This window comes from Geotalea toluenoxydans JCM 15764 (assembly GCF_001311985.1).
Taxonomy (GTDB): Bacteria; Desulfobacterota; Desulfuromonadia; order Geobacterales; family Geobacteraceae; genus Geotalea; species Geotalea toluenoxydans.
In genome coordinates, this window is the sequence record NZ_BBCJ01000023.1 from 26,092 (window position 1) to 48,278 (window position 22,187).

Sequence of the window (22,187 nt, forward strand, 5' to 3'; positions counted from 1 at the left end):
ATTCGGAGGCCTTCCTTGCCCAGGAAAAAATGGAAAAACACCTGAGCTTGAGCCCCAAGCAGATGCTGGTGGCCCTGGACGGGCAGCTGCCGGCGGAACTGATGGAGCGGGGGGGGCGGGTTGAGACGCTGTTGGCAGAGTATCAGCGGCGCGGCAATATTGTTTCCTGGTCTTCCCTCGGTCAGGTATTGAATAATCGGGGGGTACAGGCTGAGGTGCTGAATTCCCTGCAACAATCTTTAGCAGGCAAGCGGCCTTCAGAGGAGGTACGGGGGGCATTGCAGGAAAAGGGCTTTGCTCCTGAGGCATTCGGGCCGTTTCTGGACAGTCTTGCCGGTCTCAGCCACGCCGCGCCCGTGGATGAGAGCGAAGCCCTTGACCATCTTGGCCGTTCACCTGCGGGGCGTGGTGGAGCGCCATCTGATCAAAGACAAAGGCAATTACCATCTGCTTCTCTACATTAATTACCGTGGAGAGGAGTTCAATCAACAAACGTTCCTTAAACAGCTGGCGGCCATTGAACCCTCTGCCCGCGCCACCAGCGTCGATCTGGTCAGCGAACAGCTTGGCGGCGCCGTGAAGAAGAGCTTTTTCTGGGGATTCCTGCTGGGTGGCGCGCTGGTGTTGTTTCTGCTTCTATCCCATTTCTCATCACTGGGGGAGATCTGGCAATCACTCTTCCCGGTGGTGGGAGGGGTAATAGCCATGCTGGGGCTGATGGTTCTGACCGGCATGCGCCTCAATTTCATGAACGCCATGGTCCTGGTGACCATCGTCGGCATGGGGAGCGACTATGGCATGCATGTCCTGCACCGGGTGACGGCGGTGGATATGTATGAAGCCGGCGAGCAGTTCGTCCAGTCCGGGCGGGCGGTTCTTCTGTCGGCGCTGACCACCATTGCCGGCTTCGGCTCTCTTGCCTTTACCGATTACGGGGCCATGTCCTCCATCGGCTGGGCCACCAACTACGGCATTGCCGCCACCGGCTTCTTCGCCTGGTGACCCTGCCGGCGATGATCTGCCGCCACAGACGTTCCTGAATCAGCCTGATCAGCGGAATAATGTAATCCCCAGAAGAATTTTGCTGGAATTGAGTGGCTCATTGGGGAAGGCGGTGCCGGCATTGGAAATGTGGTGGTAGCGGTACTCCAGGCTGACTGCCTTGTCCTTGGCAATGAAGTACTGGACGCCGGTTCCCCCCTGGTAGGAGAAATCCAGGCGGCTTCCCATGGTCGGCAGTCCCAGATCCACAAAAAGCACTCCGCCACCGGCAAAGACATAGGGTGCAAAATCCTCCAGGGAAGTGAATTTCCAACTTCCCAGCAGGTAGCCGCCGGTCATGGCCCGCACCCTGGGATCGATGGTCAGATGCAGCGGCAGTTCCATCAACAGCTCATGACGGCCCCGATACCAGCCGTGACCCGTCTCATCGGAGAGGAACCAGCCGAAACGGGCGATGGTGTCGTAGGTCTGGACCTGGGTCCTGGTGTCGCCGAAACCGCGGTGGGTGATGCCGTAGCCGGAAAGCAGCGTATATTCGCCGGTGGCGTTTCTGACGGTAACCTCTTCAGCGTAAGCAGCTGCACTGCTGCAAAGGATTATTGTCAGGGCGACAGCTAAAATCTTCCCGTAAACGGTTTTCCTTCTCCCCATCTGCACCCTTACCATTTCTGCTTCATCTCGAACCTGAGGATCTCCGGCAGATTGCGCAGGAACATCTTGATACTGTGGGGCGACTTCCAGAGCATCTTTGTGTAGCCCCAGTGGATTCGGCTGCGGTGGTAAAAGCGCCTGATGAATTCGTTATAGAGGTTTTCCATCTGCTCCAGGGTCATGCCGTGGGGGATGAAGACGAAGTTCATGCAGTTCATGTCCGGCCAGTCCTCCCTGAACTCCCCCTGCTGGCAAATGTTCTCGTAGATGGGAGCCCCAGGAAACGGGGTGAACTTGGTAACGTTGATTTCGTCCAATGGCAGTGTCAGGGCATAGTCGATGGTGCGCCTGATGGCGGCTTCATCTTCCCCTGGCAGACCGACCATGAACAGCCCCTTGACCCTCATGCCGCCGGCTTTCACCATCTTCAGCTTTTGATGCACGGCGTCCAGTGCCATATATTTGCGGTGCTTCTTCAGGACCTCCGGGTCTCCGGACTCGATGCCGAAATTTACCTGCCAGCAGCCCGATTTCTTCAACAATCCCACCAGTTCTTCATCCACATGCTCAAGACGGGCGATGCAGTTGTAGGTGACCGGTAGCCGGTTGTCCACCAGCAGGCGGCACAGTTCCTCCACCCTGCTTCGGTCGAAGGTGAAGAGATCGTCGTAAAAGAAGACATGGCGGATGCCGAAGTCCCGGTGCAGGTATTTCAGGTGCTCGAAGATGTAGCCGGGGGAATTGAAGCGGAAGCCTCGGCTGAAGACCGAACGGTCGCAGTAGCTGCAGTGGTAGGGGCAGCCGCGGCTGGAGATGATGCTGGTATTGGGAGCAGCAGGATAACTGAAGAGGGGCAGGTTGTATCTGCCGGGAAATTGGCCCAGCCGGTGATAAGCCGGGAAGGGGAGTGAATCCAGATCGGCGATATGCTGGCGGTTGCCGCTTAAGACTCCCTTGCCGTCGCGGCGATGGCCGATGCCCGGAATGTGTTCCACGCCGCTGAAGTTGGCAGCCAATAGCTCGTAAAAGGTTACCTCCCTTCGCCGATGATCAGATAGTCGATGGCGGGAAAGGTGTCGAGTAGCGAAACGCCGACCGAGCAGGCGTGGGCGCCGCCAAAAACGATCTTGATCTCCGGTGCCTGTTCCTTGATACTATGGGCTATCCCATAACCTTCGAGGAAGGATGAGGTGGTACAGGAAAAGCCGACCACATCGGGCTTGCTGCCGATGATGTGGGCAACAAGCTCCGGGGTGGGCATGGGCCTGGCATAGCAATCCATCAGCTCCACTTCCATTCCCTTCGCCTCCAGATAGGCAGCGATGCTCATCATTCCCAAGGGGGGCATCAGGTTGAAGATGGAGCTGATATCTTTCAGATTCCCCAGCCAGTTTCTGCCGTGGGGGTGGACAAATAGTGCTTTCAACGGTGCTCCTTGTGGTATTGCAGTCTGTCGAATCAGAAAGCTATGCTAAATTGTTTGCGCCAATAAATCAAACTGAAACCTCATCGCTGCTCTTGCCCATTTTGTGGCGACATTAGCTGACTTGACTCCACCCATCCGGGGTGATATAGCTTTAATGGTAGCCATATCATGTGACGGCGAATGCCCGGATGAGCAACGCCCCTGAATAAAAGTATCTGGAGATGTTTGTGATAAGAATAATAGCAATATCAGCCGCTTTAATGCTTTTGCCTGCCAATTTTGTCAGCGCCGGTGAAGGTTTTAAGGAGGGTGGCAAACAGGTCGGTCAAGGCTTCAAACAAATGGGGAAATCAACCGGTAAGGTTGCCAAAAAGTCGGGAAAGTCGGTTGGAAAGGCTTTCAAGGAATCGGGCAAGGCCACGGGCAAAGCTTTCAAACGTATGGGCAAGGATATAGGCAAGGCTTTCAAGGGAGAATAATCCCCAATGCTTGTCACGTTTCCTTAACGAAATTAGACTCTGTCCGAGGTGTAAATGAGCGTTAATAACAAAAACGGTGTGTATTTTCCGTTCGGTATTCAGATACAGAAAAAAATGTGGGAACTGCTGGACCTGGAGAAGGTCGCGGAGGAAGTCCGGTCCAGGAGGCAGCCCGATATCATATTTATCCGCCAGTTGGCGAACCGCCTGAACAAGCAGCCGGAACGACGGGAACAGCCGGTACCTGCAGGGCTGCTTAATCTCTATGCCATGTTGGAAAAGATATATCGGTATGTGTTCGAGCTCTATGCAAGGGAACAGTTTCCGGCCGTGCTTGATGAGGTGCTCCGCGATTCAGGCTATCCAGCTGATTCTCCGCAAATGCGATCAGTGTTGACCCGGTTTGCCGAGCATTTTCCCGGCGCCTCCATTCTGGAGAAAAAGGAAGATGCAGCCCGCTTTGTTGCTGCCGACGAAAATGGGGAGCGCAGGGGGCTTCTGCTGAAAGAGCTCCTGCTTTTACGACTCAGCGGCGAGAACAGGGCGCTGGACCAGTTTAGTGCTTTATTTCACGCACCGGACCTGAAAGTCTCCGATGAGCACCAGGGACTGGAAACTGCTGCGGATGAAGGGCTTGCCGATGCCCCGCCCATGGAACCTTTCGGTGTTCCCTTGCCTCACCTGCTGCGGGCTCCCATGCTCGCATCCCCTTTTTCCCTTCCCGGCCAGATCGAATATATTCGCGCCAACTGGCGCTCAATCTTGCCTCCCGACCTGCTGGCCGAGCTTCTTACCGCCATGGACATCGTCAAGGAGGAAGAGCGGGAATTCTGGGGCGGCCCCGGCAGGCCCCAGGTGTTGGAATTCCTCAAGGGCAAACGGCTTGGCAAGGAGGGGTACGATTATCCGGAATATGACCGGTTTTCTCCCGATGCCGAATGGATGGCCAATGTGGTCATGCTGGCGAAGATGGTCTATGTCTGGCTTGATCAGTTGTCGAAGCAGTACAAAAGACCCGTCCATCGCTTGATCAGGTGCCGGACGAGGAGCTGGACATGCTTTCCCGGTGGGGGTTTACCGGCCTTTGGCTGATCGGTCTCTGGGAGCGCTCACCGGCTTCCCAGCGCATCAAGCAGATTTCGGGGAATCCGGATGCCTTTTCTTCGGCCTACTCACTCTACGATTATGTCATCGCCAATGATCTGGGCGGGGACGAGGCCCTGGCAAACCTGAAGGAGCGTTGCCGGCAGCGGGGCATACGCCTGGCCAGCGACATGGTGCCCAACCACACCGGCATCTATTCCCGCTGGACGGTGGAACATCCCGACTGGTTCGTCCAATTGGATTATCCGCCGTATCCTGCCTATTCCTTCAATGGCCCAGACCTCTCCTTTTCATCGGAGGTCAGTCTGAACATTGAGGACGGCTACTGGACCAAGACCGATGCTGCAGTCGTCTTCAAGCATTATGACCATCGCGATGGCAGGACCCGCTACATCTACCACGGCAACGACGGCACCTCCACCCCCTGGAACGACACGGCCCAGCTCAATTATCTGTTGCCCCAGGTGCGCGAGGCGGTCATACAGACCATTCTCCATGTGGCCCGCCAGTTTCCCATTATCCGCTTCGATGCTGCCATGACCCTGGCCAAAAAGCATTACCAGCGCCTCTGGTATCCACAGCCGGGTCACGGAAGCGGTGTCCCTTCCCGTTCCGAACATGGCATGAGCCGTGAGGAATTCGATGCCGCCTTTCCCGTGGAGTTCTGGCGCGAAGTGGTGGACAGGGTGGCGGCGGAAGCTCCGGGAACGCTGCTGCTGGCCGAGGCATTCTGGCTCATGGAAGCTATTTCGTCCGTACTCTGGGCATGCACCGGGTCTACAACAGCGCCTTTATGAACATGCTGAAGATGGAGGAAAACGCCAAGTACCGCCAGACTATCAAGAATGTCCTCGAATACGACCACCGCATTCTGCCCCGCTTCGTCAACTTCATGAACAACCCCGATGAAAAGACGGCGGTGGAGCAATTCGGCAAGGAAGGTAAATACTACGGCGCCTGCGTTCTCCTTGTCACCATGCCTGGCCTGCCCATGATCGGCCATGGCCAGATCGAGGGCTTTCGCGAGAAATACGGCATGGAATATCGGCACGCCCACTGGGATGAACAGGTTGACGAGCACATGGTCAGGATGCACGAGGAGAAGATTTTTCCGCTCATGGGCAAGCGCTGGCTCTTCAGCGGCTCCGAAAACTTTGTCCTCTATGACTTCTTTGCCGGCGGTCAGGTGAACGAGGATGTTTTTGCCTACTCAAACCTCAAGGGATGCGAGCGCGGCATCATCCTCTATCACAACAAGTTTGCCGAAACCTCCGGCTGGATCAGGACATCGACGGCGATCGGCGTCAAGGGGGCCAACGGCGAGACGGTGCTCGTGCAGAAGAGTCTTGGCGATGCATTATGTTTCAATGGCGATGGCCGTTGCTATTATATCTTCAGCGATTATGCATCTGGCCTGGAATATATCCGTTCCGGGCGGGAGCTCAGCGACAGCGGGCTCTTTGTGGAGCTGAAAGCCTTTGAATACCACGCTTTTCTCGATTTTCGCGAGATCTGGGATGATGAATACGGCACCTGGGGCCAGCTTTGCCATTCATTGAACGGCAGCCCGGCCCAGAGTATGGACGAGGAAGTAAAGCAGGTCCGATATAAGGGACTGAACAACCGGTTGCGCGAACTCCTTGCCTTGCAGGCCGTTGACCAGGAAGAAACAGAGAAACCAGTGGCCGAGCAATTCAGGAACCGCCTGACTGCATTTCTGGTCGCCTTGGCAGAGCATACAGGTGACGTTGGTAAATGGGAACGCCTTGTTACTGCCCTTGCCCGGCAGTATGCACTTTTCAGCAGGCTGACTACACATAAAACCGGGGATGTACCCGTCGACGAGCCACTGCTCCAATTCGGAGAGGTAATGGGAACAAGGATCGGCAGACTTATCTGTTATTCCCATATCTGCCTCCATGCGGCCGGCAGACTGGTGGATGAAAAGGCATATCCCCATGCTTCCGCCGAGTTTTTCTCCAGGTTTGGTCTTTACCGGCCTCTTGAAGAGTCTTTCCAGGCCATTTCCGAAGAAGTATGGCAGCGTTTCCCTGGAATGGACCCTGCTACGGCCGTCAGCCTGATCCGGGTCATGATCGAACATCAGCTGTTGCTTTCTACAGCAGTGGAGAAAGACGGTGAAAGAGACTTTACCACCCTCCTGGAAGAAACGCAGGCCCGGACGTTCCTCCTTGTCAACCGGAGCAACGATCACGAATGGTTCAACAGGGAACGTTTCGAGATGCTGATGACCTGGCTGGGTGTCGCTGCCCTTTTTGATACGGAAAAGGAATTTGACGCCGACGAATTAATGGCCATGGCAAAGGCACTACAGAAGGAAATCACGGAAATAACAGGCAAAGCTCAGGAAGCAGGCTTCGAGGTAAAAGAGTTTTTAGCCTGGTTAAACCTGCGGAAGTGGAGGAATGACAAACTTGCAGCCAAGATTCCCAATGCTTAAGTACCTTACGATCCTGTTGATGTTGTTTTCTACGGCATGTGCCACCATTTCCAGACCAACAGCCGTTCCGGCGCCCGGAAAAGAGATCGAAACCGTTCAATCTCCCGTCTCCGTCACCGTCAAGACTGCCCAGCGCAGTGTCGGCGGCAGGGGCTACCTGGTCTTCAGGCATCCCGACCAGTTCCATATGGCAATACTGTCTCCCTTCGGTTTTACCGTCATGGAGATGTACAGTGACGGAGAGCGGTTGACCTGCATCATACCCTCCAGGGATGTGGCATATCAGGGGCTTTTATCCGAATTGCCGGAACAGGGAGGACTGAAGAACTGGGGCCTGATCAAGTGGGTGGTGGAGCGGCCGCCTGTTGCCGGGCCGTCCCTGGGAGCCAGGGAAATTGTCATGGCCGATGGCCGCCGGGAGCAGATCTTTTTTGACAGCAAGGGGCTCGTCCAGCGCAAGGTGACCGAGGACGGTGACGAAGCCGTATATCAGAGTTACCGTGATGTGAACGGCGTCGCTTTTCCCGAATCGATAGAAATGATTAACCGGAACGGAGACCGGGTGAAAATCGCCTTCGACGATCCGGAGGTAAATGAGCCAGTTGAAGAAGCTGCATTGAAGCCGAGGCTCGAAAACTTTACCGTCCTTCCACTGAGTGAATTCAGGGGGCTTTAGCCGTTGAAGGAAAAACAATAATCAAAAAAGCCTCCATCGGCACCGGTGGAGGCTTTTTATTAGTGACTATTTCATCTTTAGTGTTTTCAGCCCGCACAAAGGGCAGCGCTTCTCAGGGACTTCCTTTTTGCAGTTGTCGCACCAGTATGCAGGTCTCTGGCTGCATACCTCGCACTGCAGGTCCTGCATTCCACCAGGGCAGGTGCATTGCCTGTCATTCATGTCGTCTCTCTCCATGGACAAGATAAAGAAGTCTCTGGAAGCGGACCTTTGCAAACCCAGCTATACCTTCCATCTTTCCAGAAAGAAGATCTCCTCCAGCGGCTTTCGCGGCGGCCCCGGTTTCCATTCATCCTGGGGATAGCCCATGGGAAACAGTCCGACGATGCGGACCTCCGGCGGGATGTCCAGAAGTTCCCCCAGCCCTTCCTCATCGAAAACCCCGACAAAGACACTGCCCAGTCCGAGGCTGTGGGCTGCGAGCATCATGTTTTCCGCAGCTATGCCCACATCAGCCATGTAATAGTGCTGCCCGTGAAGGTCCCCCGACTGGACCGGGTCGGCACAGGCGACAATCACCACCGGCGCATCGGCGAGAGCCTGTTTGGCCGGGTTTGTCTTGTAGCCTTTGGGGGCGAAGAAGGCCTCCACATAGGAAAGATCGCTGATCTTCTCCCGTGTGGCAGCATCCTTGACGACGATAAATCTCCAGCACTGCATGTTTGCCCATGAAGGAGCAGCCTGGGCGGCTTCCATCATTGCCTGGAGCTTTTCCGGCTCCACCGGTCGGTCGGAAAACTTGCGCACGCTTCTTCTTGTCCTGATTGCTTCCATTGTATCCATTCATGCCTCCTTCGTCGCTGACTGCAAAACTACAGAATTCTACCATAGAACCCATCAATGGAAAGGGTTCTTCATCGGGACTCTAAATCTAAAGCGTGGCTCCACACTGCCTGTTGTGAAAATCAGCAACCGGACCTCTTGGATGGGCGCCACAAGATGTTATACTGAAATGAGTGATATTTAATATGCTTCCCTTTTCCATTATCCTGCACCTTCGGGAGACATGCCATGAGAATAGCACAGGTATCGCCTTTATACGAACGGGTGCCGCCCCTTTACTATGGTGGAACGGAGCGGATAGTCGCCTATCTTACGGATGCGCTGCTGGCAATGGGGCATGATGTTACCCTCTTTGCCAGCGGCGATTCCATCACTGCCGCCCGTCTGGTCCCCTGCTCGAAGAATTCCCTGCGCCTGGATAAGAACTGCGTCGATCCCATTCCCCACCACCTGCTGATGCTGGAACAGGTGATGCGCCGGGCAGAGGAATTCGATATCATTCATTTTCACACCGATTATTTCCACTTTCCCTTTTCCCGGCGCTACGGCTATCCCGGCGTGACGACGCTGCACGGGCGGCTGGACATTCCCGACCTGGTGCCTCTTTATCGCGAATATTCGGAGATCCCGGTCGTTTCCATCTCCGACGCCCAACGTCGTCCTCTACCCTGGATAAACTGGACCGGCACCGTTCATCACGGTCTGCCGCCTGATTTGCTCCCCTATACGGAACAGCCAAAAAACTATCTGGCTTTCCTCGGCCGTATTTCTCCGGAAAAGGGGCTTGACGTGGCCATTGCCATTGCCGAGCAGAGCGGCATCAAGCTCAAGGTTGCCGCCAAGGTCGACAAGGAAAATCTGGATTATTACGAAAACATCATCAGGCCTCTGATGAATAGCCCATGGGTGGAATACGTGGGGGAGATCGGCGAGGAGGAAAAGAAGGCCTTTCTCGGCGAAGCGCTGGCACTTGTCTTTCCCATCGATTGGGAGGAGCCGTTCGGCTTGGTGATGATAGAGTCCATGGCCTGCGGCACGCCAGTCATAGCCTTTGGCCGCGGTTCGGTTCCGGAAGTGGTGAAAGACGGTGTTTCCGGTTATGTGGTCAAGGGTATCGGGGGGGCAGTGGCGGCTGTGGCAGATATCGGCTCCATAAGCCGCCGGGGTTGCAGGAGATACTTCGAGGAGCATTTTGTTGCGGGGCGCATGGCTGCCGATTACCTGAATATCTATGAGGACATAATTGAAGACACAGCGGCAAGCAAGATAAAGCCGCTGAAGAATGTGGTCCTGCCACGGCATGGGATGATGGGGGTCGGTCAGAACGGCTGATATCGCGGGAGGAGCCATGCAGGAAGTAATCCAGATCGAGGATCAGTATTATATTCTTGCCACATCGGACCGGGCGGCCGACCGTACCAGGGTCTTGAAGGAAGGGGAAACCTTCGCCATTTTCGATTGTCACGGCGATATCCAGCCGCTCGGTCTGGGAGAACAGGGCATCTTCCACGAAGGGACCCGCTTCCTTTCCAAGCTGGAGCTGCGTTTTGCCGGTATCCGCCCGCTTCTGCTCGGTTCCACCATCAACAAGCAGAACGAATTTCTCTCGGTGGACCTGATGAACCCGGATTTCATGGCTGGTGACTTGCAGATCCGCCGTGATTCCATCCACATCTACCGGACCAAATTCATCTGGAAGGGCAAATGTTTCGAGCAGTTGCGCATGACCAACTTTTCTTTGGAGCCGCTGAGCATACCTTTCACCATCCAGTTTGCTGCCGACTTTGCCGATATATTCGAGGTGCGCGGCAACAAGCGGAAGGAACGGGGCAGGTTGTTGCCGGTAGTCCCGGAAGCCTCGGCTGTCAATCTCTCCTACCGGGGACTGGACGGTCAGACCCGGACCACGCGGCTGGATTTCTCGCCCACGCCGCTCAAGGTGGGAGAGGATGAGGTCCATTACCGGGTTTCCCTTGAGCCGAAGGAATCGGTGTGCATCCAGGTTACCGTCAGTTGCGAATGCAGGGAATGTGAGCGCTTTGCCGGAACCTTCGAGGAAGCTTTCCAGGAGGCTGCTGTCAATATTGCCGATCTCAAGGCAGGCTATTGCGAGATTTCCACCGATAACGAGCATTTCAACCTGCTGCTGGGCCGGTCCCAGTCGGACCTGCTCATGATGACCTCCAAAACACCACATGGTATCTACCCTATGCCGGTGTCCCGTGGTTCAGCACCACTTTCGGCAGAGACGGCATAATCACCGCCCTTGAGGTGCTCTGGGCCAATCCCGGCATTGCCCGCGGCGTCCTCTCCTTTCTTGCCAAAACCCAGGCAACTGCAATAGATGCGGAAAAAGACGCCGAGCCAGGTAAAATAATCCACGAGACCAGGCTGGGGGAGATGGCGGCACTGGGGGAAATTCCCTTCGGCTTCTATTACGGCAGTGTCGACTCGACGCCGCTGTTTATCGTTCTGGCAGGCGCCTATTACCGGCGCACCGGGGATCGGGAGTTCATCGCCGGTATCTGGGAGAATGTCCTGGCGGCGCTGAAATGGATCGATACCTATGGTGACGCCGACGGCGACGGCTTTGTGGAGTATGCCCGACATTCCCATCATGGGCTGCTCCAGCAGGGGTGGAAAGATTCAAACGATTCGGTGTTCCATGCCGACGGCACCCTGGCAGAGGCGCCGATCGCCCTGTGCGAGGTCCAGGGCTACGTCTACGACGCCAAAAACAGCGCTGCCATCCTGGCGCTGGTGATGGGTGAAGAGGGCATGGCGCGCGCCTGAGGAAGGAAGCGGAGGCGTTGCAGCAGAAATTCAATGAGGTATTCTGGTGCGACGACATATCGTTTTACGCCCTGGCCCTGGATGGACAGAAACGGCCGTGCCGGGTTCGTTCCTCCAATGTGGGACATTGCCTCTTTTCCGGTATAGCAGACTTCAGCCGGGCAGGGATAATTGCCGATCAGCTGCTTTCGGAGCCTTTCTATTCAGGATGGGGAGTGCGAACCATCGCCAATACGGAAAAGCGCTACAATCCCATGTCCTATCATAACGGCTCCATCTGGCCCCACGACAATGCCCTTGTTGCCTGCGGCATTGCCCGCTACGGCTTCACCAGCCATGCCATTCTCATTCTGGAAGGGATCTTCAATGCCTCTCTGGCCATGGACCTGCATCGTCTGCCGGAACTCTACTGCGGCTTCAAGAGGAGGGAGGATTTGAGCCCCATCCTCTATCCGATGGCATGCGCCCCCCAGGCCTGGGCCGCTGCTCCGTATATCTTCTGCTGCAGAGCTGCATGGGGCTGGAGATAGATGCGGGGAACCGCAGGCTCCGCTTTACCTATCCCGTGCTGCCGCCATTCCTTAACGAAGTGGAGATCAAAAAACTATCGGTGGGCGATTCCAGAGTGGATATCATGCTCAGACGCTACCAGAATGATGTTTCGGTCAACGTGCTGCGCAAGGAGGGGCCGGTGGAAGTGATCATTACCAAATAAAATCCGATTAGCAGCACTGACTTTCCGCCCACCTCCAAATATCTCCCTCCCCCTTTCGATGGGGGAGGGTCGGGGGTGGGGGTGCAAGCCGTTGTTTTGACTAATTTCTATCACCCTCCCCCAGCCCCTCCCATCAAGAGGGGAGAAATGTATGGCGCTGAAGGTAGGCTGATCAGGATAAAAAAAGCCCTGCGCAGGTGCACAGGGCTTTGGTGATTCGCCGGGTCGAGCAGGCCTTTAGAAGCGGAAGCCGATGCCACCCTGCATGGTGAAGTAAGGATCGGAGATGAGATGCTCCTTCATTTGTGCCTGAACAAAGATGTTCTTGTTCAGCATGTATTCGACGCCGGCTCCCGGAGTTACACCGACGTTGGTTTCGTCATGGGAATATTTATCGATTCCGTTCCAGTCATCAAAGGAGTCGAAACTAAGCTCCAGGCTGGCCTGCCGAAAACGCGCAGGTTTTTAACCTGCTTGATCGGATAGTAATAGCGGCAGCCGACAGAAACGGGAACCCGGCTGAAGTCAAAATCATTACCAAAGTCATCGTCTGACCAGGAATGGTAGCCGATATCGCCGCGGATCTGCAGGGTGTCGTTGCGGGTTGCGGAAAGCTGGAGGAATTCGTAGCCGCCGCCGAAATTAAGCCCCCAGCCGAGGTCACCACGATCATACGGAGCAGTGGCAAAGCCGATGCCGAAGTCCAGTTCCGTGTCTCCCTTTGCTGCAAGGGCAGCAGAAGACACGCCGAAAACCAAGGTGAGACATGCTGCAATCAATACCAGTTTCTTCATTTAATCTTCCTCCTAAAAATTTAATTGCCCAATTCTCTAACAGAGTCTCGTCAGCTGTTAATGAAGGGCATGTATCAAGCGTATAGCACAAGCATTAATGAATGTAAACCAGAGAAAAGTTTATAGAGGCTCATTAATTGGCAGGGGAAGAGGTGAAATCGGCCGCAACTGTTGTACTAAATAAGTGTGGAAACAGGGTGCCGTTTCATAGTATAAAATGCTTCCTTTGCTGTATGACTTTACCTGATTGGTGGCCCCATGAAACTTCTCGACTCCGTACTGGCGGCGAACAAAAAGTTCGTCCAGCCTAATGCATTTCCCCCATTGCCCAAGTCGCCGAAAAAGCAGCTGGCCATCTTTACCTGCATGGATACCAGGCTGGTCCATTTCCTGGAGCCGGCCATGGGCATCAAGCGCGGTGAGGCCAAGGTAATCAAGAATGCCGGCAATACAATCATCGACCCCTACGGCGGCGTCATCCGCAGTCTGGTGGTGGCGGTCTTCCTCCTGGGAGTCGAGGAGATCTTCGTTATCGGCCACAAGGACTGCGGCATGTCCACCATCGATGCTCCCCACCTGAAGCAGAAGATGATCGAGCGCGGCATTGACGAGAGTGTCATCGATTCACTGGTCCCCGACCTTGGACAGTGGATGGGCGCCTTTGCCTGCCCGGAGGAAAACGTGGAACGGGTAGTATCCATAATTCGCGACAGTCCCCTTATCCCCAGGGATATACCGGTCCACGGCCTTATTTTCTGCCCCAATGACGGCCACCTGGATGTGGTTGTCAACGGCTACTGAACTGCCCCGCTGACCACACGGAAACCAAAATGTTCACAAAGCTTTTTCTTCTTTTTCTCCTTGTCCCGGTGGTTGAGATTTACCTGCTTCTCAAGGTCGGCTCCCTCATGGGCGCTATGCCGACGGTAGCGGTTCTTTTGGCCATAAGCCTTGTGGGTGCCTGGCTGGTGCGTCATCAGGGATTCATCGTCCTGCAACGGATTCAAACGGAACTCGCCCAGGGACGCCTGCCCGCATCGGAACTCATGGATGGTGCCCTGATCCTGGTCGGAGGAGTGCTGCTCCTGACTCCCGGTTTCTTTACCGACTTCCTCGGCATATTTTTTATCTTCCCTCCCTCCAGGAACCTTATCAAACGCCTGCTTGGCCTATGGCTGCAGCGCCGGCTAAGCCTAGGAGTCTGTCGGACTTAGAATGAATCGGCTGCGAAAATGGCAAATCGGTCCGGATCTCCGTAAATTTTCGACAAATAGGCCCACTATTCGCTCTCAAATTTCCAAATATCCGTCCTTGATTTTCCATTCTCTCGCTTCGATCCCTAAGTCCGACAGACTCCTAGGCAATTTCATTATCCGCACCCGTTTCTGACCTGTCCGATGCATATCCCCTTTGACCGCATTTCTTCGTAACTCCCCTTTCACCAACCAGAGACGAACCCTGTCCTCAAGTTTTACACCAAGTCTTCCGATATGGTTTAAGAATCCGTGAAGGCGAATCGGATTCAAATAAACCAATCTGCCTGTAAATGGAGGAAAAGAGTCATGTCATTGAGAAACCTGAGTATCGGCACCCGTATAAGTCTGGGATTCGGGCTTGTGTTGCTGCTTCTGCTTGCAGTGGGCGTCGTCGGCTACTGGGGAACGGGCAAGATTGCCAAAACCAGTGAAGCATGATCGGCACCGAATCCAAGATAGGGGAATTCTTTGCTCGGGCCAGGGCCAACATCCTTTTTCTTCGCTTGTATGAGAAGGAGGTATTCGTACATGCGGGTGATGCAAAGGAACAGGGTGAATACGTAAAGAAGTGGAATGAGAAAAAGGAACGGCTGGATTTATGGTTTTCAGAGCTGGAAAAGATGCCCCTGTCCCCCCAGGAACGTGGAACTCTGAAGCGATTCAAGCCGAGATGGTCAAATATGGTGACGGTTTCAAGACGGTTCTGGCGGCTATTGGCAGCGGCACGGTAAAAACGACCGAAGAGGCCGACCGGGCCATCGCCCAATTCGAGGATGCGGCCGACAAGATGGAAAAGCAGACTTCGGAGGCGAGCAAGGCGGCCTTTGACAAGATCCACGCCAAGGAGAAAGAAATCCATCAGCTGGACCTGTACATAGGCCGGGTCATCCTGGTTCTGCCAATCCTGGCCATTGTATTGGCCATCGTTGTCACCTGGCTTATCAGGCAGAGCATCGTCAAGCCTATCCGCGAGATGAACGTCATGCTGGATGATATCGCCTGTGGTGAAGGTGATCTTACCAAACGCCTGATAGTCTCTTCCAACGATGAGATCGGGGCAGTGGGGAAATCCTTCAATATCTTCATGGAAAAACTCCACGACATCATTAACCAGGTGGCGCAAAGTTCAATGCAGGTGGCTTCTGCAGCCAACCAGCTTTATTCCACTTCCGAACAGATGGCGACCGGTGCGGAAGAGGTTGCTGCCCAGAGCGGCACGGTTGCCACAGCCAGCGAGGAAATGGCCGCAACTTCCGGTGAGATTGCCCAAAACTGTACCTATGCAGCTGCCGGGGCAAAGCAGACCAGTGATTCGGCCTCTACCGGGGCGGCTGTGGTCGAAACCACGGTTACGGTCATGGCAAGGATCGCCGAGCGGGTGAAATCGTCATCCCGGACAGTGGAAAGCCTGGGAGCCAGGGGGGAGCAGATCGGCGCCATTATCGGTACCATAGAGGACATTGCCGACCAGACCAACCTGCTTGCCCTGAATGCCGCCATCGAGCTGCCAGGGCCGGTGAACAGGGACGCGGCTTTGCGGTAGTGGCCGATGAGGTTCGGGCACTTGCCGAACGCACCACCAAGGCGACCAGGGAGATCGGCACTATGATAAAGGCGATCCAGACTGAGACAAAAGACGCCGTCAGTGCCATGGAGGAAGGGGTCAGGGAAGTGGAAAGCGGTACGGCAGAGGCTGCCAAATCGGGAGAAGCCATCCAGGATATCCTGAACCAGATCGGCGCAGTCACCATGCAGGTGAACCAGATCGCCACCGCTGCCGAGGAACAGACCGCCACCACCTGTGAGATAAACAATAACATGCAGCAGATAACTGAGGTGGTTCAGGGGACGGCCAAGGGTGCCCAGGAATCCGCAGCCGCAGCCAGCAAGGTTGCCAGCCTCGCCGAGGGGCTGCATCAGCTGGTTGGACAATTCAAACTATAGGTTCGGTGTTAAATAAATGAGTTTATGGAGGAATAAATGAACCTTTGGTCTGATCTCAAGGTAAAAACCAAGATACTGGCACTGGTCCTCATGGCACTCCTGATCCTGCTGCTGGTTGGTGGCATGGGGCTGGGCAACATGAAGTCCCTTGCCGGGAACGAAGGCGACATGGCTCTGGCTGTCAAGCATGTGGATATGCTGGGGGATATGAAAAACGATTTTTTGGCTGTGCGCCTCAATCTGGTGTATATGCTGGCTTTGAACGACAAGGCCAAAATAGCCGAGAAGGCTGATGATATTGCCAAGCGCAGCCAGAAGATAAAGTCTGAAATATCCGCGTTTGCCAAGAGCGGCATAGAACCCGAAGAGCAAAAGCTGATTGATTCCTTCAAAGAAGGATTCGAGGCCTACCTGGTTCAGGGGAACAAGCTGGCGGAAATGGCAAGAAACGGAGCCGATGATCCCACACAGAAATCAGCCGCAACCGCCTATGCCACAGCCGCCGTGGCGCCCCTTTATGAAAAACCGGCCACGGCGCTGGACGCACTGGCGGACATGAATGTGAAAGGCGCTGCGGCCACCCATGACAAAGATATGGCTGCTTATGACAGATCCTTTATCTTACTGGTGGCGATAATCGCTATTGCCGTTCTGGGGCTGCTCGGCATCGGTCTTTTTATCGCTTCCTCCATAAGTAAGCCCCTGCAGGAGGTGTTCGACACTTTGGCAGGCGTTGCGGCAGGCGATCTGACGGTCCGCACCCATATCAATTCCAGGGATGAGATGGGCCTGCTGGCCGGAGAAGTGAATGAAATGGCCGTCAAACTCATGGACGCCATGAACCAGGTGGCCCAGACCAGTGTACAGGTTGCTTCCGCAGCCGAACAGCTCCATTGTACTTCCGAGCAGATGGCGACCGGTGCGGAGGAAGTAGCCGCCCAGGCCGCTACGGTGGCCACAGCCAGCGAGGAGATGGCAGCAACGTCAATGGAGATTGCCCAGAGCTGTCACCATGCTGCAGACGGAGGGCAGCAGGCTGACGAGAGGGCCTTGACCGGTGTGGACGTGGTCAAGGAGACCGTGGCCGTAATGGGACGCATAGCAGAGCGGGTAAAAACTTCGGCAGTCCTGTCTCGGTTCAAGGAGCGACCAGATTGGCGAGATAGTCGGCACCATCGAGGATATAGCCGATCAGACCAACCTGCTGGCGCTCAATGCCGCCATCGAGGCGGCCAGGGCTGGGGAGCAGGGGCGTGGTTTTGCCGTGGTGGCCGACGAGGTCAGGGCGCTTGCCGAGCGCACCACCCGTGCCACCAGGGAAATCGGCGAGATGATCAAGGCTATTCAACAGGAAACCAGGGATGCCGTCGGCGCCATGGAAGAGGGGGTAAAAGAGGTGGAAGCCGGGACCCGCGACGCGGCCAGATCCGGTGAAGCGCTGCAGGAAATTCTGCAGCAGATCAACAACGTGACCATGCAGGTAAACCAGATTGCCACCGCTGCAGAGGAGCAGACGGCAACCACCAGTGAGATCAGCAACAACATTTATCAGATAACCGAGGTTGTCCATGGAACAGCCAAGGGGGCACTGGAATCGGTGGCTGCGGCACGGCAGTTGTCGGTGGTGGCGGAAAACCTGCAAAGTCTGGTGGGGCAGTTCCGCCTGGTTTGACAGCAATTTTACATGGAACTTTCGCACAAACGGGGGTATCGTCAGATGCCCCCGTTTTTTATATGACGTCCCTTGCAGGTTGTTGCACCGGGCTCTATTGGAGGGTATGCTGTCAGAAACCGCCATCGGAGGAAAAATTGAAATATCCATCTGCAGTCAACCTGCCTTTTAACGGCGAAATCATAAAGGATCGCTTTACGCTTGCCCGCCCCGGAGATGGGCTGGGAGGCGGACCGGGGTACTGGATCATTATCCAGGGCAATGCAATGGTCGTAAAAGAGGAACAGGGAGCGATTTTCCTGCACGAAGGGACCCTTCCTTCGTGGCTTGAGGCGAAGAGCGAACCACTCTGCTTCGGCTCCTGGCAGAACAGCCCCATCTATGGAGTTGTCGCCGGGAAAAATCAAATTCTCCCTGCACCATATGTTGCCGAACCGTTCAATGCGGCGGAAGATGATCGCCTGGACGAATCTTTTCTGACCCTGGGGGGCCTTGCCCTGCAGACTCTCCATTGGGAACGGAACAGTGCCGTCTGTTCCCGCTGCGGCGGTAGTCTGCAAAGAATTGAGAACACCTGGGGCAAGCGCTGTCAGTCTTGTGCCTATGAACATTTTCCCCACATCAGCCTGTGTCATAGTGCTGGTGAAGCGTGGCGATCAATTTCTCCTGGGGCGGAAAAGCGTCTGGCCCGAGGGACGCTACAGCCTCATTGCCGGTTTCCTCGATTTCGGAGAATCCCTGGAGGAATGCGTCCATCGTGAAGTGATGGAGGAGGCGGGTGTCGAGGTGGAGAACCTGCGCTATGTGGGGAGCCAGAACTGGCCCTTTCCCAGCCAGCTCATGGCCGGCTTCGTCGCCGATTATGCCGGTGGCGAGATAAATATCGACGGCGAAGAGCTGGAAGATGTGCGCTGGTTCAGCAGGGATGCCATGCCCCCCTCATTGCCGGCAAAGAGAAGTATTGCCCGGTGGATCATCGACAGTTACACATAAAAAGGAGGACAGAATGCAGATACTGGCCGTCATTTACCGTCTCGCCGTTGCCCTGTGGTTGGGTGGAGTCGGCATCTTCACCTTTATCGTCACCCCTATCGTCTTCAAGTCCTTCGGCAGGGATATGGCCGGCCGCATCGTCGGGGAGGTTTTTCCGGCCTACTTTCGCTGGGGGCTTGTTTGCGGTGCAGTGGCGCTGGCCTCTCTGCTGGTGCTGCGGGGCCGGAATTTCGTCCCGTCGCTGCTGGTCATTGTCGCGATGCTGATCATGACGTCCTTCTCTGCATTTTATATAGAGCCGCGTCTGGCATCGCTCAAGAAGGAGATCCCTTCCTTCGAGACAACAGCGAAAGATCACCCGCTGCGCCGGGAATTCACAAGACTTCATGCCGTTTCTGCCGTAAGCAACCTCTCGGTTTTCGGAGGGGGAGTGCTTCTTGTCATACTTCTGTAACAGGGTTGGTTATTCCTGTCGAAGGAGTCAATGAATGGAAATTCCCCATTATCCGACTACGGCGCCCCTGGCCCTGCCCCACAAACCTCTCCTGGACGAGGTTTTCATCAGGCTGCAGCCGAAGGTGTCGGAACTTACCTTTGCCAACCTTTACCTGTTTCGTGCTGCCCATGGTTATCGGCTGACAATGGTGGGGATGCGCTGGTGGTGCTCGGGAAGGGTTATGATGGTGGCAATTACTTCCTGCCGCCTGTGGCTGGGGCTGCGGGAGAGGCGTCAAACCGGCTCTTTGCCGAGGGATTGCCCCTCTATGGGGCCGATGAAGCCTTTGCCAGGCAACATCTGCAGCGGGACGACCTGGAGGTGACGGAAGACCGGGACAACTTCGACTATCTTTATCTGCGCTCGGACCTGGCCGAGCTGCCGGGCAACCGCTACCACAAGAAAAAAGAACCGCATCAATTACTTTGCCGGCAGGCATCGGTTCTTAGTGGAGCCCTATGGGGATCAGCACCGGCAAGGGGCTTCGGCGCTCCTCGACGAATGGCATCGTGTCCATTCACAGACCGGGAGCGGATCATTCATGCTTGAAGTGGATGCCGCCCGAGAGGCATTATTCATGGCTGAGCAGCTTGGATTAAAAGGACTGGTGGTATTGGTCGAAGGAGAGGTCAAAGCTTTTGTTCTGGGGGAAAAACTCAACGATCAGACCTCCGTCTGTCATTTCCAGAAGGCCGATCCTTTTTTGGATGGGCTCTATCAGCTGACGGACCGCGAATTCAACCGTCTCCTCTTCACCGAATGCACCTATGTCAACCGTGAACAGGACTTGGGGGAGGCGAACCTGCGCGAATCGAAGCTTTCCTATCATCCGCTGGAACTGGTGAAGAAATATCGGGCCGGCAGGAGGGATGGCGCCCGTGAACTTTCTCGCCCACCTGGCACTTTCCGGCAACAGGGCAGAGATCATGGTCGGCAACCTGATGGGGGATTTCGTCAAGGGACGTCTGGATGGGCGCTTTCCTGCCGGGATACAATTCGGGCTGGAACTGCACCGCAGGATCGACCGCTTTGCCGAGGACAGCGAGCACTTTATCAGGAGCCGGCACAGGATAGACGGCCGTTTCGGCCTGTTCAGGGGCGCGTTGGTTGACCTCTTCTACGATCATTTCCTGGCGAGGAACTGGCGCCTCTACACCAGGAACCTCTGCTGCAGTTTATCGATACAAGCCACAGGACTGTTTGCCGGTTCAGCCAAGTTCTTCCTGAAAGCCTGGGACAGCGGCTGTCTGAGCTGTTCGGCAGCTGGCTTCCCTCTTACCGGGAGGTGGATGGCATAGATGTGGTGCTGAAGAGGATGTCGGCGCGGTTTAAGCGGCAAAACCCAATGGCGGAGGGGGCCGGTGAGCTGCAAAGGAATTATCTGGCGCTGGCAGAGGATTTTCTCCTCTTTTACCCTGAGCTGCAAACCCATGTGGAGAATCTGCTCGGCAGTTTTCAGGATAATGAATAAAGTCTGTAGATTACCTGCTAGTGTCCCGTGCGGTTAGTTCACCGCAAGAATGAATTAACCGATCGGGGCACTAGGGTTTCCTTCTCCCTGCCGGGCGAGCACCCGTTTTGCTGCCGTGCCCGCTCCTTTGATCTTTCCTCCCGGAGTCGGCACTGGGGGGAGGGGCTGTGAATTTTGCACTTCCTGTCTGTTTTGAACCTTCAGCCGATTTCTTTCCCGGCCCGGCCTTTGCTTCGCCACGTGTCTTCGAGCCGGTGCCGGTCCTGGGTGCCGTGCTTCCTCTCGATCCCAGCCCCGGCTTTTTCGGTCCGCCGAACTTCCCCGACCTGCCTGACTTCGACATGCCCGGTTTTTGCGGCCGGGCAATACTCACCGTGATCACCCGATCCACCAGCAGAGCCCCGTCCAGTGTCTCCGCCACTTCCTTAAGATCTATGCCCGATGCCATGCGTACATAGCCGCAGTGTTTGAATTCGTTGGTCTCGGGATCGACGATCAGGTGCACCGAGGTGACCGTTCCCATTACCGAAAACAGCTTGCGCAGGTCCTCTTCCGAAGCATTGTCCGAGATATGTCCTACGTAAAGTTCCTTTGACATGTTCATTCCTTTTTAAATAATGTTGCAGCCTATGCTGCACTTCTTTGTGGCGCCGACGGCTCTTTCCGCACATTAGCACAGCCTCTTGCGCGTAATATACCTTGTTCCGACCAAACCACAAGTAATCTTTTTGTTGCACCGCCTCACCCAAACTCACGAAAGGCGCAATACAAAATAAAAAGTCCTTGCAGGCCGCAGGGACTTTTTTTATTATTCACGACTCAGTATCTCAAAGGATATGGATATGGCTTGCCCTGACGACCAGGGATTCCTGCCTGAAAAGGAGTTCCAACCGCTCTCTGAATTCTTTCCACCAGCTGCGGTCCAATTCCTTTGTCATGACCTCGTAAATGACGATTTCATCCCTTACCGTGCTGGTTTTCCCCTCTTTCCATAAACCTTCGGCGGGTGATCTGACATAGGTGGTTATTCCGCCGAAATGTTCGGCGAGCTCGTCCCTCACCTGGAGATAAATGGTTTGGGGGAAGGGGTGCCCGTCGTTGTCGAAAAGAGGGAGCAGCAGTTGGATCAGATGCATGTAATCACCTTTCTCTCTCTTTCTCCCGTTCTCGGGTAGGCCTGATGATTTGAACTTGGAAATTCCGCCTCAGTTACTCCACTCTTTTTGCCTGAATGGGAATATTTTTCCAGTGGTACATAGTTCCAGCTACGTAAATAGGAGGTTTGCGTGACATGGTGAAACATTATCACCAGTCTTCAAATCTTCAAGGCCTGATCGTGAAGTTTGGTTGAGACATTGTTTTATCATTTTCTGTCTCTGGTGCATAAAAGAACGACTTTGGTGGGCGACCT

The 22,187-nt window shown here is 55.1% G+C and carries 26 protein-coding genes and 5 pseudogenes; 24 read left to right on the forward strand and 7 right to left on the reverse strand.

The genetic code is table 11. The features are described 5' to 3' along the window. The first annotated feature begins 29 nt into the window (after window positions 1-29). Together JCM15764_RS24095 and JCM15764_RS24100 are read left to right on the forward strand one after the other, a co-directional pair. Window positions 30-464 (forward strand): hypothetical protein, encoded by a 435-nt coding sequence (locus tag JCM15764_RS24095; protein WP_243689084.1) that lies wholly within the window; start codon window positions 30-32, stop codon window positions 462-464. Further along, window positions 376-1,002 (forward strand): RND transporter family protein, encoded by a 627-nt coding sequence (locus JCM15764_RS24100; protein ID WP_243689085.1) that lies wholly within the window; start codon window positions 376-378, stop codon window positions 1,000-1,002. The genes JCM15764_RS24095 and JCM15764_RS24100 overlap by 89 nt, the downstream gene beginning before the upstream one ends. Before the next feature lie 48 nt (window positions 1,003-1,050). Here JCM15764_RS24100 and JCM15764_RS14755 read toward each other — a convergent pair whose 3' ends face one another. From JCM15764_RS14755 to JCM15764_RS24105, 3 genes are read right to left on the reverse strand one after another with little or no spacing between them, the layout of a single operon-like run. Further along, the gene (locus JCM15764_RS14755; RefSeq protein WP_243689086.1) at window positions 1,051-1,668 is read right to left on the reverse strand and encodes an acyloxyacyl hydrolase; all 618 of its coding nucleotides are present in this window, start codon (window positions 1,666-1,668) and stop codon (window positions 1,051-1,053) included. Next, on the reverse strand, window positions 1,662-2,669 hold the full coding sequence (locus tag JCM15764_RS14760; protein WP_243689087.1) for a B12-binding domain-containing radical SAM protein: 1,008 nt from the start codon (window positions 2,667-2,669) through the stop codon (window positions 1,662-1,664). The genes JCM15764_RS14755 and JCM15764_RS14760 overlap by 7 nt, the downstream gene beginning before the upstream one ends. 14 nt (window positions 2,670-2,683) lie before the next feature. Next, on the reverse strand, window positions 2,684-3,079 hold the full coding sequence (locus JCM15764_RS24105; protein WP_243689088.1) for a cobalamin-dependent protein: 396 nt from the start codon (window positions 3,077-3,079) through the stop codon (window positions 2,684-2,686). 221 nt (window positions 3,080-3,300) lie between these two features. On the opposite strand from JCM15764_RS24105, the gene JCM15764_RS14765 reads away from it, so the two are divergent. The 5 genes from JCM15764_RS14765 to JCM15764_RS14775 are packed head-to-tail and all read left to right on the forward strand — an operon-like array spanning window position 3,301 to window position 7,799. After that, window positions 3,301-3,558: a hypothetical protein gene (locus JCM15764_RS14765; RefSeq protein ID WP_243689089.1), complete on the forward strand. Its 258-nt coding sequence runs from the start codon at window positions 3,301-3,303 to the stop codon at window positions 3,556-3,558. A gap of 54 nt (window positions 3,559-3,612) precedes the next feature. Then, window positions 3,613-4,650, forward strand: coding sequence for a hypothetical protein (locus tag JCM15764_RS24110; RefSeq protein WP_243689090.1), 1,038 nt, complete (start codon window positions 3,613-3,615; stop codon window positions 4,648-4,650). Then, the gene (locus JCM15764_RS24115) at window positions 4,614-5,459 is read left to right on the forward strand and encodes an alpha-amylase family glycosyl hydrolase (protein WP_243689091.1); all 846 of its coding nucleotides are present in this window, start codon (window positions 4,614-4,616) and stop codon (window positions 5,457-5,459) included. Before JCM15764_RS24110 ends, JCM15764_RS24115 begins: the two co-directional genes overlap by 37 nt. Then, complete coding sequence (locus tag JCM15764_RS24120) at window positions 5,456-7,123, forward strand: alpha-amylase family protein (protein ID WP_243689092.1); 1,668 nt, start codon at window positions 5,456-5,458, stop codon at window positions 7,121-7,123. The genes JCM15764_RS24115 and JCM15764_RS24120 overlap by 4 nt, the downstream gene beginning before the upstream one ends. Continuing rightward, window positions 7,116-7,799, forward strand: coding sequence for an outer membrane lipoprotein LolB (locus tag JCM15764_RS14775; RefSeq protein ID WP_243689093.1), 684 nt, complete (start codon window positions 7,116-7,118; stop codon window positions 7,797-7,799). The genes JCM15764_RS24120 and JCM15764_RS14775 overlap by 8 nt, the downstream gene beginning before the upstream one ends. A 282-nt stretch (window positions 7,800-8,081) precedes the next feature. Here JCM15764_RS14775 and JCM15764_RS14780 read toward each other — a convergent pair whose 3' ends face one another. Next, entirely contained in the window at window positions 8,082-8,642 is a 561-nt protein-coding gene (locus JCM15764_RS14780) for a nitroreductase family protein (RefSeq protein WP_054697060.1), read from the reverse strand. 228 nt (window positions 8,643-8,870) lie between these two features. Between JCM15764_RS14780 and JCM15764_RS14785 the strand changes: the two genes are divergently transcribed. The 5 genes from JCM15764_RS14785 to JCM15764_RS24140 are packed head-to-tail and all read left to right on the forward strand — an operon-like array spanning window position 8,871 to window position 12,150. Continuing rightward, entirely contained in the window at window positions 8,871-9,974 is a 1,104-nt protein-coding gene (locus JCM15764_RS14785; protein WP_054697063.1) for a glycosyltransferase family 4 protein, read from the forward strand. Window positions 9,975-9,990: 16 nt separating this feature from the next. Further along, window positions 9,991-10,899, forward strand: a complete 909-nt coding sequence (locus JCM15764_RS24125) for a glycogen debranching N-terminal domain-containing protein (protein WP_243689094.1) — start codon at window positions 9,991-9,993, stop codon at window positions 10,897-10,899. Window positions 10,900-10,913: 14 nt separating this feature from the next. Next, entirely contained in the window at window positions 10,914-11,435 is a 522-nt protein-coding gene (locus tag JCM15764_RS24130; protein WP_243689095.1) for an amylo-alpha-1,6-glucosidase, read from the forward strand. 17 nt (window positions 11,436-11,452) lie between these two features. Beyond that, window positions 11,453-11,965 (forward strand): amylo-alpha-1,6-glucosidase, encoded by a 513-nt coding sequence (locus tag JCM15764_RS24135; protein WP_243689096.1) that lies wholly within the window; start codon window positions 11,453-11,455, stop codon window positions 11,963-11,965. Beyond that, window positions 11,950-12,150: a hypothetical protein gene (locus tag JCM15764_RS24140; protein ID WP_243689097.1), complete on the forward strand. Its 201-nt coding sequence runs from the start codon at window positions 11,950-11,952 to the stop codon at window positions 12,148-12,150. The genes JCM15764_RS24135 and JCM15764_RS24140 overlap by 16 nt, the downstream gene beginning before the upstream one ends. Before the next feature lie 359 nt (window positions 12,151-12,509). On the opposite strand, the gene JCM15764_RS14795 is transcribed toward JCM15764_RS24140, so the two are convergent. After that, complete coding sequence (locus JCM15764_RS14795) at window positions 12,510-12,944, reverse strand: hypothetical protein (RefSeq protein WP_054697065.1); 435 nt, start codon at window positions 12,942-12,944, stop codon at window positions 12,510-12,512. Between the two features lie 258 nt (window positions 12,945-13,202). Between JCM15764_RS14795 and JCM15764_RS14800 the strand changes: the two genes are divergently transcribed. The 12 genes and pseudogenes from JCM15764_RS14800 to JCM15764_RS30010 all read left to right on the forward strand — a co-directional run bounded on the left by JCM15764_RS14800 (window position 13,203) and on the right by JCM15764_RS30010 (window position 20,776). Then, a complete protein-coding gene (locus JCM15764_RS14800) occupies window positions 13,203-13,745 on the forward strand; it encodes a beta-class carbonic anhydrase (protein WP_054697070.1) in 543 nt (180 codons plus the stop codon). 29 nt (window positions 13,746-13,774) lie between these two features. Further along, window positions 13,775-14,158, forward strand: coding sequence for an FxsA family protein (locus JCM15764_RS14805; RefSeq protein ID WP_054697072.1), 384 nt, complete (start codon window positions 13,775-13,777; stop codon window positions 14,156-14,158). Window positions 14,159-14,506: 348 nt separating this feature from the next. Continuing rightward, on the forward strand, window positions 14,507-14,638 hold the full coding sequence (locus JCM15764_RS24145; RefSeq protein WP_243689098.1) for an MCP four helix bundle domain-containing protein: 132 nt from the start codon (window positions 14,507-14,509) through the stop codon (window positions 14,636-14,638). Next, window positions 14,635-14,931 carry a hypothetical protein gene (locus JCM15764_RS24150; RefSeq protein WP_243689099.1) on the forward strand — a complete coding sequence of 99 codons (297 nt, stop codon included), beginning with the start codon at window positions 14,635-14,637 and terminating at the stop codon, window positions 14,929-14,931. Before JCM15764_RS24145 ends, JCM15764_RS24150 begins: the two co-directional genes overlap by 4 nt. Window positions 14,932-15,083: 152 nt before the next feature. Further along, a pseudogene (locus JCM15764_RS24155) lies at window positions 15,084-16,144 on the forward strand (methyl-accepting chemotaxis protein); the annotation flags it as partial. 36 nt (window positions 16,145-16,180) lie between these two features. After that, a pseudogene (locus tag JCM15764_RS14820) lies at window positions 16,181-17,816 on the forward strand (methyl-accepting chemotaxis protein). Between the two features lie 266 nt (window positions 17,817-18,082). After that, a pseudogene (locus tag JCM15764_RS28595) lies at window positions 18,083-18,385 on the forward strand (NUDIX-like domain-containing protein); the annotation flags it as partial. A 34-nt stretch (window positions 18,386-18,419) separates the two neighbouring features. Next, window positions 18,420-18,809, forward strand: a complete 390-nt coding sequence (gene nudC / locus JCM15764_RS24170; protein WP_369412342.1) for an NAD(+) diphosphatase — start codon at window positions 18,420-18,422, stop codon at window positions 18,807-18,809. Window positions 18,810-18,822: 13 nt separating this feature from the next. Beyond that, a complete protein-coding gene (locus JCM15764_RS14830) occupies window positions 18,823-19,263 on the forward strand; it encodes a DUF4149 domain-containing protein (protein ID WP_054697079.1) in 441 nt (146 codons plus the stop codon). A 204-nt stretch (window positions 19,264-19,467) separates the two neighbouring features. After that, on the forward strand, window positions 19,468-19,854 hold the full coding sequence (locus JCM15764_RS28600; protein WP_369412343.1) for a phosphatidylglycerol lysyltransferase domain-containing protein: 387 nt from the start codon (window positions 19,468-19,470) through the stop codon (window positions 19,852-19,854). Beyond that, window positions 19,754-20,104 (forward strand): annotated as a pseudogene (locus JCM15764_RS30005) (phosphatidylglycerol lysyltransferase domain-containing protein); the annotation flags it as partial. The gene JCM15764_RS28600 and the pseudogene JCM15764_RS30005, both read left to right, overlap by 101 nt. A gap of 142 nt (window positions 20,105-20,246) precedes the next feature. Then, window positions 20,247-20,776 (forward strand): annotated as a pseudogene (locus JCM15764_RS30010) (acyl carrier protein phosphodiesterase). Window positions 20,777-20,846: 70 nt separating this feature from the next. Here JCM15764_RS30010 and JCM15764_RS14845 read toward each other — a convergent pair. Beyond that, window positions 20,847-21,374, reverse strand: coding sequence for an RNA-binding protein (locus tag JCM15764_RS14845; protein ID WP_243689100.1), 528 nt, complete (start codon window positions 21,372-21,374; stop codon window positions 20,847-20,849). A gap of 229 nt (window positions 21,375-21,603) precedes the next feature. Continuing rightward, window positions 21,604-21,912 (reverse strand): hypothetical protein, encoded by a 309-nt coding sequence (locus JCM15764_RS14850; protein WP_054697082.1) that lies wholly within the window; start codon window positions 21,910-21,912, stop codon window positions 21,604-21,606. Between the last annotated feature and the right edge of the window lie 275 nt (window positions 21,913-22,187).